Below are 11,288 nucleotides of genomic sequence, written 5' to 3'. Positions count from 1 at the left end.
TAAAATAAAGAGGAGATAATAATATGTATGATTATTTAGTAGTTGGTTCAGGACTATATGGTTCTATTTTTGCTCGAGAGGCAACTAATAAAGGATATAAAGTATTAGTGATAGATAAAAGAGATAATGTTGGCGGAAATATTTATACTGAAAAAATTGAAGGAATTAATGTTCATAAATATGGTGCACATATTTTTCATACAAATATTAAGGAAGTATGGGATTATTTGAATCAATATGCGATTTTTAATCGTTTTACAAATAGTCCGGTGGCAAATTATAAGGGGGAATTATATTCACTTCCTTTTAATATGTATACATTTAACAAAATGTGGGGTGTGGTAACTCCAAAAGAAGCAGCAGAAAAGATTGAAGAACAAAGAAAGGAAATAGATAGAGAACCTCAAAATCTTGAAGAACAAGCAATATCTCTCGTTGGTCGTGATATATATGAAAAATTAATTAAGGGATATACAGAAAAACAATGGGGAAGAGATTGTAAAGATTTACCAGCATTTATTATTAAGCGTCTCCCTGTTCGATTGACATTTGATAATAATTATTTCAATGCTCTTTATCAAGGTATTCCTGTTGGAGGATATACAAAGATGATTGAGAATATATTAGATGGAATTGAAGTAAGACTTGGAATAGATTATTTACAAGATAAAGAAAATTGGAATTGTATAGCAAAAAATATTGTATATACTGGACCAATAGACGCTTTTTATAATTATTCGCTAGGAGCATTAGAATATAGAAGTGTTCGATTTGAGACTGAAGTTTTAGATATTCCAAATTTTCAAGGTAATGCAGCAGTAAATTATACAGATAAAGAGACCCCATGGACTCGTATTATTGAACACAAATGGTTTGAGTTTGGTAAAGATGAAGATGGAAATTATCTTCCAAAGACGATTATTTCAAAAGAATTCTCTAGTGAGTGGAAACAAGGGGATGAACCTTATTATCCGGTAAATGATAAAAAAAATGGAGAATTATATCAGGAATATAAAAAGTTGGCAGATAAGGAAGAAAAAGTATTTTTTGGTGGAAGATTAGGTGAGTATAAATATTATGATATGGATGCAACGGTAGCATCAGTATTAGATAAGTGTAAGAAAATTTTAAATTAATTCCGCACATTTTGTTGATTTATACTTAAAACTGACCATAGTTTTACATTCAGTTTTGACCCACTCAACAGAAAGAAAGTCATTACTATCATAACACATTTTTATATTGTACCTTGAAAATTTTGTAATATAAGGTGTCAGGCACCATAAAATTTTTATAAACATTCACAGTTCCGAATTGCTGATATGTCCAGTGGAAAAGCAGGCGATGATGGATACCGAGGCGTTCATGTGTACTATCAAAAAAGTGGGAAACATTATCCCATAGAAATCCAGTTTAATGCACTGTTTGACAGACAGCTAAATAACTGGCTTCACGATTATTTGTATAAGAAAAACTATCCGATTGAGACAGGGAAAATTATGCGTGAGAAGTATGAGAGTGGATTGATTCGAAATGAGCAAGAATTTATGGATGTGCTGAATAATGTGTTATCTGATAGCAAAAGATCGTGATGCACATGGTTGTTTTGCTTTGAAAACAACTCATGGAAAGCATCTGGTAGAATTAAAGAGAAAACTGAATAAGGCAGTTGGATATAAGGGTGTACAGCTTGTAACAATCAGCAGACCAACGGCGTATGGAGAGTATGCACCGTATCATTTTGTGGATACAGAGCAAGAGTTTCAGATTCTTGTAGAAGGGCTTCGTCCATAACAATATTGTTGTGAGTGGACAATGAGTATAAAGTGCCATGAACCATTAAAATTTCTGAAACAATAGAAAATTCCAAACTGGAAAAATAACTCTTGAAGGACTGGCAGAGATGCTAGTCCTTTTTGCGACGTTTTTTGACGGAAAAATGACGGTTTTTTGTTGAAATCTGTTGTATAATTGGAATCAAGAACAGAACTTGGGGAATTTTTATTGGGAGGTATAACTATATGAAAAATGATAAATCGAAAACACCGTATGATTCCTATTTAGAATCATTTGAAAAAATCAGGAAATCGTTAATGCCATTAACTAAAAAATTGTATGAAATGCCCCTTGATACGTCGGCATTTACAGGAGCCGCTGGACTCATGAGCAGTAGAATAGCAGAAATGTGGAAAGGGTATGAAAATGTAGATATATCAAAATCTGTGTCAGCAGTATTGAAAGCTGCTTATACATCTTTTGAGGTATCAGAGTCATACAAACAATCAATGGAATCTTTTAAAGAGATTGGAAGACAGTTTTCGGCAATAAACATGGTGAAAGAATATAGAAGGAGTCTGGATAGCATACAAAATATTGCAAAATCATTGATGTCAGTAAGCACTATTGATACGGCACGTTCAATCCAGAACCTTCAGGAATCAATGAAAATTTTTACTAATAGTGTTATAGCTGAACAGATTAGTCAGTTGGAGAGCATTGATTACAGTAAAATTTTTTCTCAAACACTGCAAAAAAACGGTACTTTTAAAGATGCTGTCGATGCAGCGTATGAATCTCTTCAAGAAGAACAGAACATTCAAGAAAATGTTGAACTGGAAACAGACTTTGCAAGTGAACAGGAAATTCAAGACACAATAAATGACCAAATGAATAATCCTGTTGGTTTCCAAGAGAGAGTTGCAAATTGGACGGCAGAAAAATACAAAAAATATTTTATTGTAATTAATCTTTGGTTACTTATATGGGGGATTTCTATTATGCCCTATCTTCAGGAAAATGTGGGTCTTCCAGTTATGACTTATGTAGTAAGTAATGTAAAAGAACTTCCTGAAAAAGGAGCTAAAATTGTTGCCCAGTTAAAGAAAAATATAGAAGCAACTATTATTGAAAACACAAATTATTACTACAAAGTTACGTTCACAGACGAGGATGGTGTCCAGAGGGAAGGCTATGTTGCAAAGAGAAATCTGAAAATTATAGAAGAGCCAGGAACAGAAGAAAAAGACGATGACGAGTTTTTACTAGAAGAATAAACAGAATATTTTCGGTAAAAATCACAAATATAGTTTAAATGTGATAATAAATTTGGTAATATAAGACTATGGCGGGTATAAGGTGCCAGGCACCATTAAATAAGGTTTCCAATCATGGAACTGAGAATGTGGTTATTATTGAGACTGGTATAGGCGAGATTATGTCTGAATCTGATTTCTTACGAATAGAACCTGTTCAGGAGTCTCATAAAATTCCTGATATTATCACACTTGAACCAGCATTCAAGGATTATCTGTGGGGTGGAACCAAGCTAAGAACTGTATTTGGCAAGAAGTGTGATTATGATATTATTGCGGAAAGCTGGGAGTTGTCTGCTCATCCAGATGGACAGTCAATTATTGCAGATGGTCCATATAAGGGGATGTATTTCGGTGAATTTATTGAAAAATTTGGAGCAGATACAGTTGGCTGGAAGAGTGGCTCACTTGACCGTTTTCCAATTCTTATAAAGTTCATAGATGCTATGAAGCCTTTATCTATCCAGATTCATCCGCATGATGAGTATGCATTAGGAAATGAGAATGAATTTGGCAAGAATGAAATGTGGTATGTTGTTGACTGTGAACCCGGCGCTTATCTGTATTGCGGTCTTTCTAAGGATGTCAGCAAAGAAGAGATAAGAGAACGTATTGAGAATAACACAATAACGGATATTCTTAATAAGGTAGAAGTCAGCAAAGGTGACTGCGTTATGGTCAAAGCCGGCACAATTCATGCTATTGGAGCCGGAATTCTTATATGTGAAATACAGCAGAATTCTAATTGTACTTATCGTATGTACGATTATGACCGCAGGGACAAGTTCGGAAATAAGCGCGAACTGCATGTTGATAAAGCACTCGATGTTGTTGACACTAAAAAGTATGTATCATATGAAAGCTGCGAAGACACAGATGATAAGGCGTTGGAAGAGGCAGCTATAACTCTTGAAGAGGATTCAACAGCTGGACAACTGTTAGTCAGCTGCAAGTATTTTGAATGTTACAAATACGACATATCTGACCATGTAACAATTAATGTCGACACAGCATCTTTCCGTTCTGTAATCTTTACAGAAGGAAAGGGAACTATCAGGGTTGACGACAACATTAAAAACTACAAAGCCGGTGACAGCTTCTTCATAACTGCAGGCAATAAGACTGTGGATATAGAGGGCGATGGCGTGGCGATTGTTACTAATGTGTGAGAAAAGAGTAGCATATTATATATCTCCGTTGGCAAGGCATTTGCTTTGCTGGCGGAGATTTTTTGTTGTTCTGAAATGGGGCTGTGAATTGTAATACTGATTGATAATAAGATTATAATATGTTATTATCTAGTTAAGTCGGAATGTGAAAATAATTGTATGGATTAATTCAAGATTACATAGGGTAAGGAGCAATATGCTATGGATAAAGTTGGATTAATTCAAGTTGTAAAACGAAGTCCCCTTGGGGACTGGGATATTTGATGGGAGAGAGGTTGGTTAGGTCTCTCTTGAAGTGCTACTTACAAGTAGTGAATAGTTTATATTATGAAAAGTTGAATATAGAATGATTTATTAGCAAAAAGCAACATATAAATATTTTTGAAAGGGAAAAAGCAGTTTGAAAAAATATAGAAGAAAAAAGTGGCTTAGAATTATTGTAATTGTATTAATCAGTATAGGTTTATTATCTTTTCTATTATTGATTCCGTTTATTATTAATAAAATTTTTGATCTAAATCCACCAAATGCTTTTTTTAATATAGATATTGAAAAGGGCGATATTTTAGATTATTATGCACAGTTATTATCATTAATTGCTACAATTATTTTGGGTCTTATTGCAGTTGTGCAGACATATAGGAGTCAGAAGAAGTCTGATGAAATAAATGAACTTCAATTGAGCATTGCTCGAAGAGAATTGGCTGTAGCTGAAAAGCAGTATAGTGAAGCTCAACATAGGGAAAATATTTTTCCTCCTAAATTTGAGGTTAAAATTATTGGTTATAATGGTAACTATTCTAAATTGGGGCTCGAAATCCGAAATGTTTCAGATTCAATGGTTTGTTCATTTACGATACTTGACTTTAAAGTATACAAAGATAATATATTGGTTGAATCAATACAAGAATGGGAAATAAAATTTAAATCATTAAAAGGTGGAGAAATTAAAAATCTTACTGTTAATACAAGTAATATGAGTGATAAAAATGGTAGATATTGGAGTAATGTTAAGTTCGAGTGGAAATTTTCATGTGAAGATATGAGTGGGGAAAAACATTTTTATTCTGCTACAATTGATATTCCTAATACAGGGGAATTTATTGGAGATTTTTGGAAGGTTATAAAAATAGGCTAAAGATAAAGAAAAAGATGTGCTGCGGTTACAATTTAGGATGAGGAGATAATTAATAAAAAATATGAAAAAGATATATCGTTGGTTTCGGAGATTGCCCAAAAGGTATAAAGATAGCTTTTATTTTTCTATTGGCGTTGTGGGATTCTTATCTACAATTTTTACAGTACTTGGAGTTTCCCTTAAGGATTTTAAAGTTAATATATGGGCACGGATTAGCATTGTACTTATTATTACTGTTGTATTAGCAATTGTATATTATATTGTTATTGGTAAATTATATAGAGATTCGGTTATGCTTACTATTTCGCAAACACCAGTTGAAATATCTTGTGGGGATATTTTTAAGACTCCTGGGTTGAAAGTGATTGGTTGTGACACACATTTTGATACAAGAGTTGATGATATAGTAATAACCAAAAAATCATTACATGGGAAACTGTTTTTAGAACATGCGAATAGAGATGATATTAAACAAGTGGTTGAAGAGTCTGCTAAGAAGGCTGGTTTGATTCACAATGCGGATGGTTTGTATGATTTTCCTTTAGGAACAATTATAAGATATGATAGCTGTGTTGATAATCAAACATATTTGATGCTTGCATCGGCAGAATTAGATAATAATTATAAGGCACATACTAATATGGCTGAGTATGAACTCATGCTTATGAGAATGTGGAAAGAAATTGATCGTGTATATGCAAGTAATGATGTAGTTATACCAATTTTAGGAACTGGTATTTTACGATTTGATGATGGACTAAAGAATAACGAGAATTTGTTAAGATGTATGCTTTGTACTTTTAATAGCAGTGGTGTTAGCCTTAATTCAAAAGTTAAGATTGTATTATATGGAAATTCAGATGATATTTCATTGTATGAATATAAAGATATATTTAATGTGATTTCAAGGAGGTAGAAAAATGATTAATAGAACAGCTAATTATTCAGCATTTTATGTAAAAACTCCCTTTAATGAGTCAAATTTGGGAGCTAATGCAACTCCGGATTTTGTTTATTATAACCAGCTACGTGCATGGAAAGGAGCGGATAGTTCTTTCCCATTTGTTGATGCACATGCAAAAACATATAATGTCAGAGATGATAGTTCATGGGATACTTTAAAAAGGCGACTCCACGAACGACTTGATGTTTCAAAGAATATCTTACTATTTTTAAGTTCTAATACAAAGAATAGTGAGGCTTTGCGTGAAGAGATTGATTATGGAATTAACACTAAAAGACTTCCAGTGATTGTTATATATCCTGAGTTTAAAGAAAAATCAGATATATGTGGAATCAATGGAATCAAGGAACAGGTCGTTAACCTTTGGGACAAGTTGCCGATTTTTAGAGATAGTATGTCTAAGGTCGCAACACTACATATACCAAATAATAAATTACTTATTACGAGCGCATTAAAAGATTCTAATTTCAAAGTTCAGACTATGATAACAGCGGGCACTTATTGTTATTAATGCAATTGATAATAAAGATGACGTTGATACAAAACGGAGAGAAAATTTAAGAAAGAAGAAATAATGAGAGATATAGAGGTCACATGTAAAAAATGTAATAAAGTATTTGTAATACGACAATTTGAATAAGAAAATTTTGCTGAAAGAGGAAAATTGTTACCCCAATATTGTCCTATATGTATATGTCATAGGGAATACTGTAAGAAAAAAGAAGAGGAACGGAAGAAGAAAGAAGATTTAGCGTGGAAAAAGAAGAAAGCAATGGAACTTCAGAGATATTATGATAATCTAAATTCTCTGCAGAGTCAGTTTGATATCATTACATTGAAGATATAGAGTCTAATCTTCAAGAGAACGTTTTGTATGTCATTGGAAATGGATTTGATTTGATGCATGGTGTGCGTTCGAGCTATTATGATTTTGGAAGTACGCTGGGGAAGAACAGCAATATTAGAATTACACTAGAAAATTATCTTCAAGTTGATGATTTGTGGGCTGATTTTGAGGGTGCATTAGCGAAAATTAATGTTGAGGCGATGAGTCAGCCGTACATTTTGGACAATTTACTAGATGTTATGGGCGCATACGAAGAGGATGCTCAGGCAGCAGATTTTTTTGCCGCGGCTGAAATGGCAGCTTCACCAGCAACAGAACTTTCTAGAGAGTTAAAGAATAGGTTTACAAAATGGATTTGTTGTTTACAAGTAAATACGATTGATCGACCACTGAAGGAACTTATTAGAAACGGTAAATTTTTGGATTTTAATTATACAGAATTTATTGAAGAACTTTATGGTGTACAAAGAAATGATATTTGTTACATACATGGTTGTAGGAAAAAGAAAAAAGGTGAACCGAGGGAAAAACTGATTCTTGGGCATCAGCCACAAGCAAGTGATTCTCAGTTTGATTTTGAAGATGATTGGAGCGGAATTAATTTATCAGGAAATCGTGCACAGATGATTTATGATGCGCAGCAAATAGCTATTCGAGAAATCGTTGAGGCAGATAACGAGCTGACAAAGTATTGTGATAGGATTATTGCCAATCATAAGGAATTCTTTGAAAGTCTATAGGATATTAATAAGGTGATTACAATTGGACATTCTCTGTATCCGGTTGATTGGGATTATTTTGCAGAGGTAATAAATCAAAATAAGGATTATGAAAGTGTTGACTGGTATTTTGGATGCTTTAGTAATGGCGATTTAGAGCGTATTCAGGATTTTATCAAGCATTTTAATATTAGTGTAGATAGGGTACACATTTTTCGAACGGATACAATATCGGTAATGGTGAATAAAATATCATCATTAACAGAAAGAAAATCTGGGGAAAAAGGAAATAGTGAGGCATTAGAGAAAATCCTTAACGTATCTGAAAATGGCTGTTGGAAAGTATGTGTTATTGGTAATGAGATAAAAATTAAAAATGATGCTGGTAATGTCGCTTTTAGCAGAGTGTTTTCTGGTAGTATGAATGGAGTTGTATTTGCAGATGAGCAAACATGTTTTCTGGTAAAGCGTGGTACTGATAAAGGTGTATTTCTTTTGCGACAAGTTGAAGGAGAATGGGAGTATTTAGGAGAATTAGAAGGAATTCCCAATCAGGGGGTTATAACAAAACGACTTGATAGAATTCTAATTGATGAAGACAGAGTTTTGTTTATATATCAGAATAGGGTGAGAATCTATAACTTGTTGGATGGAACCCTCATGTTAAATAAAGCTGTGCGACAGGCAGCGAATCAGCAGTATGTAGGAAAGAATTTGACAGAAGAATTTCAAAAGATATATAAGGGATACTTTTATTAAAAATTTAGCTGTATTGAATATATTATTATGAAACTACTCCGGTGGCTTTCGAACACGGTCCTTTTTTAATCTGGAGAGAATTTAAGTAATATATGGAGAATTTTAAAATGATAAAAATTATGGATTTGCTAGAGAAAAGAAAAAATTATCCAATCACAAAAGACTGTGACAAATGGATTGATAAAATATTAGAAGATGAAATAAACGATGACGTATGGTTAATAATTGTAACTAGTAGTTTGCTAGATGAAGGTAGAATGAAATATAAAGAACGAATTGTAACAAAATATTTTATTGCTGGAGTTTATAATTTGGAAACACCATTTCTTAAAACTTATGGAAGAATGTCATTGGTACACCTTACAAAAAAAACTGTCAATGAAATGAATATGTCTATTTATAAAGGACAAATATTTATTTCAAGATTTAAAAATAACAAAGAAAAAAATGAAATGTTTTCTATACCTGATAGATATGCTTCTAAATATCAAAGATATTTAAATGAATTAGAAAGTTGGATAAATGATGATAATATGCCAGAGGACGATGTGAATGGAGAATATGAGTATAACACTGTTTTAATATCAGAAATCATAGAAAATAAAATTAATCCAGAATATTATAGTAAAAAGGCAGTTAAAGTAAGAACATTATTACATAATGAGAAAGTATATAAATTAGGGGATTTGGTTGATATTGTCATGCCAGGGGCATCAAAAGAACAAGTAGGTAAGATTGTGAAACTAGAGAATCTAAAATATCCATTTGATGTTGCAGGATTGTCAGAACAACAGATTACCAATGTTACATTGCAGAAAAATGATATTTTATTTCCAATGACTGGAAATGGAAAACCGTTTCTTGTACCAGACGATATAAAAGAAACAATATATGTAGGTGAACATATTTTTGTACTTAGATGTAGGGATATTCAGCCAGCATATTTGTTCTTGTATCTAAATAGTGAAGTTTGTCAGACAATTATTGATTTTAAGAAAATTGGAACAATCATTCCTAGAGTTACGAGAAAGAATGTAGAAGAAATTCCTGTGATAAAGCCTTTAAAAGATAAACAAGAATATAAATTAGAAGCTTATATATTAACTCATATAGGGGAAAGAATTTATAATGCTAATAGCGATAATATGGGTGAAATATTATCATGCTGGAGTGCTTTGAATAAGAAAAAAAGAATTGAAAGAATTGAAGACGTTTTAGAAATAGAACTTTTAGAAAAAATAAAGGTGTATTCTACTAATCAGATTCAGAAATTGTTACATGATAATTGGATAGAACTAAATAAATGTTTTGGTGTAGGAGCTTATAAGCTACGCTTATTCTTGCTGGATCAATATTAGAGGCACTACTTATTGATTGGATATCAGAACTGAATGGTCAGGATTATTTTGCAGAAGATTATATGGTTATTAGAGGGAAAAAACAAAAAAGAGCTGACTTATATGATTACATAAAGGAAATAAAATCTATTAAAGAATCTAAAGGATCTAATTGGAATAATGAAGAAAGTAAAGCTAATGAAATCAGAGAAAAGAGAAATTTGGTTCATGCAAAACTTGGTATTAATTCTGATGAAATAAACGAGAAAACTTGTAGAATTATAATTGATGACTTAAGATATATAATTAAAAGTAGAGGAATTGAAGAATACTAAATTTTCAGAAGACTGGAGAGAATCGTTACTTAAAATAAAGGCTGATAATAAATAAAGTTAAATGGTTAGGATGTCATATGAATTTATTTAAGAAATATGGAAGCAATATTAGTTATAAAGATATTTTAGAAGCTGATGGTGCATATGCTACATGTCATGTTAACTATGGTAAATCTCCTGTGTTTAATGGAATAAGTGGGAGAGATATAGTAAAGGATACGCCTGAACATGTATCATTTGATGATATATTAAATCATAGAAGTGTTTTAAGCTCTGTCAGTGATATAGAAAGTAATGTGAAAAGAGAAGATAGGATATTAAGATGGAAAGAGTACTGGCTTGAATATGTTAACGCATTTGACAAAATGACATATGTATTACCAGATTCAATTGTTACTTTGAATATTGGAAGGCAGGCAATAGAAAATGGATTTAAGTATTTGATTGTAAAGAAAAATGGACAGATAACCAAAGAGGCTAGAAAACATAACTTACAGTTGTTAGCTCATATAGTTTTTGATGAATATAACATTAAAGATGAATATATGGTATATGTTGAAACATTTTGTGAAAAATATGATAAATGTATAGAAAATGGGTATGCAGAGTATTTTAGATTTCCTGAATATAAGCAGAGTGAATATTTCGCAGGAACTTTTTTGGATATTAGATGGCTATCATATAATTTTGCATTGATAATACTGAAATTGCTACATTTCGCTGGACTGGATGATGAATTTTAATATCGAGTGCAGGGTTCAGAATGTTTTCGGGGTGCTGAATGCCATATAAATTCTTATAAATATATAAATCCGTATTTACAAAGTATAATACTAGTGATATACTTATACAAAATAAAGTTAACTTATAAATATATTGAAGAATATGAGACAAAGTCATGAAAACAATCAGTGATAGAATTTTTGAA

Annotated in this window: 12 protein-coding genes; all 12 read left to right on the top strand. The window is 32.0% G+C overall.

Features of this window, described 5'->3' with window-relative positions; genetic code table 11:
- Positions 1 to 23 precede the first annotated feature (23 nt).
- The 12 genes from glf to DW963_RS12905 all read left to right on the top strand — a co-directional run bounded on the left by glf (position 24) and on the right by DW963_RS12905 (position 11,103).
- Positions 24 to 1,136: a UDP-galactopyranose mutase gene (gene glf, locus DW963_RS12970; RefSeq protein WP_117916328.1), complete on the top strand. Its 1,113-nt coding sequence runs from the start codon at positions 24 to 26 to the stop codon at positions 1,134 to 1,136.
- A gap of 427 nt (positions 1,137 to 1,563) precedes the next feature.
- A complete protein-coding gene (locus tag DW963_RS12960; RefSeq protein WP_117916326.1) occupies positions 1,564 to 1,794 on the top strand; it encodes a DUF6718 family protein in 231 nt (76 codons plus the stop codon).
- Positions 1,795 to 2,021: 227 nt separating this feature from the next.
- On the top strand, positions 2,022 to 3,053 hold the full coding sequence (locus DW963_RS12955; protein ID WP_117916325.1) for an SH3 domain-containing protein: 1,032 nt from the start codon (positions 2,022 to 2,024) through the stop codon (positions 3,051 to 3,053).
- Between the two features lie 68 nt (positions 3,054 to 3,121).
- Positions 3,122 to 4,261 carry a type I phosphomannose isomerase catalytic subunit gene (locus tag DW963_RS12950; protein WP_286169400.1) on the top strand — a complete coding sequence of 380 codons (1,140 nt, stop codon included), beginning with the start codon at positions 3,122 to 3,124 and terminating at the stop codon, positions 4,259 to 4,261.
- 400 nt (positions 4,262 to 4,661) lie between these two features.
- A complete protein-coding gene (locus tag DW963_RS12945; RefSeq protein WP_117916323.1) occupies positions 4,662 to 5,399 on the top strand; it encodes a hypothetical protein in 738 nt (245 codons plus the stop codon).
- Between the two features lie 61 nt (positions 5,400 to 5,460).
- On the top strand, positions 5,461 to 6,315 hold the full coding sequence (locus DW963_RS12940; protein WP_147347606.1) for a macro domain-containing protein: 855 nt from the start codon (positions 5,461 to 5,463) through the stop codon (positions 6,313 to 6,315).
- Between the two features lie 4 nt (positions 6,316 to 6,319).
- Positions 6,320 to 6,874, top strand: coding sequence for a TIR domain-containing protein (locus tag DW963_RS12935; protein ID WP_117916319.1), 555 nt, complete (start codon positions 6,320 to 6,322; stop codon positions 6,872 to 6,874).
- Between the two features lie 359 nt (positions 6,875 to 7,233).
- Positions 7,234 to 7,950, top strand: a complete 717-nt coding sequence (locus DW963_RS12925) for an AbiH family protein (RefSeq protein ID WP_117916315.1) — start codon at positions 7,234 to 7,236, stop codon at positions 7,948 to 7,950.
- 12 nt (positions 7,951 to 7,962) lie between these two features.
- Positions 7,963 to 8,688 carry a Rossmann-fold NAD(P)-binding domain-containing protein gene (locus DW963_RS12920; RefSeq protein ID WP_117916313.1) on the top strand — a complete coding sequence of 242 codons (726 nt, stop codon included), beginning with the start codon at positions 7,963 to 7,965 and terminating at the stop codon, positions 8,686 to 8,688.
- Between the two features lie 107 nt (positions 8,689 to 8,795).
- Positions 8,796 to 10,046, top strand: a complete 1,251-nt coding sequence (locus DW963_RS12915) for a restriction endonuclease subunit S (RefSeq protein ID WP_158568731.1) — start codon at positions 8,796 to 8,798, stop codon at positions 10,044 to 10,046.
- Between the two features lie 62 nt (positions 10,047 to 10,108).
- Positions 10,109 to 10,360 (top strand): hypothetical protein, encoded by a 252-nt coding sequence (locus tag DW963_RS12910; protein ID WP_117916309.1) that lies wholly within the window; start codon positions 10,109 to 10,111, stop codon positions 10,358 to 10,360.
- A 77-nt stretch (positions 10,361 to 10,437) separates the two neighbouring features.
- Complete coding sequence (locus DW963_RS12905) at positions 10,438 to 11,103, top strand: hypothetical protein (protein WP_117916308.1); 666 nt, start codon at positions 10,438 to 10,440, stop codon at positions 11,101 to 11,103.
- Positions 11,104 to 11,288 lie beyond the last annotated feature (185 nt).

The organism is Eubacterium sp. AM46-8, from assembly GCF_003466705.1.
In the GTDB taxonomy this organism is placed as follows: domain Bacteria; phylum Bacillota; class Clostridia; order Lachnospirales; family Lachnospiraceae; genus Lachnospira.
The sequence above is the reverse complement of the archived record's forward strand: the minus strand, read 5'-3'. Positions and strand labels throughout refer to the sequence as shown.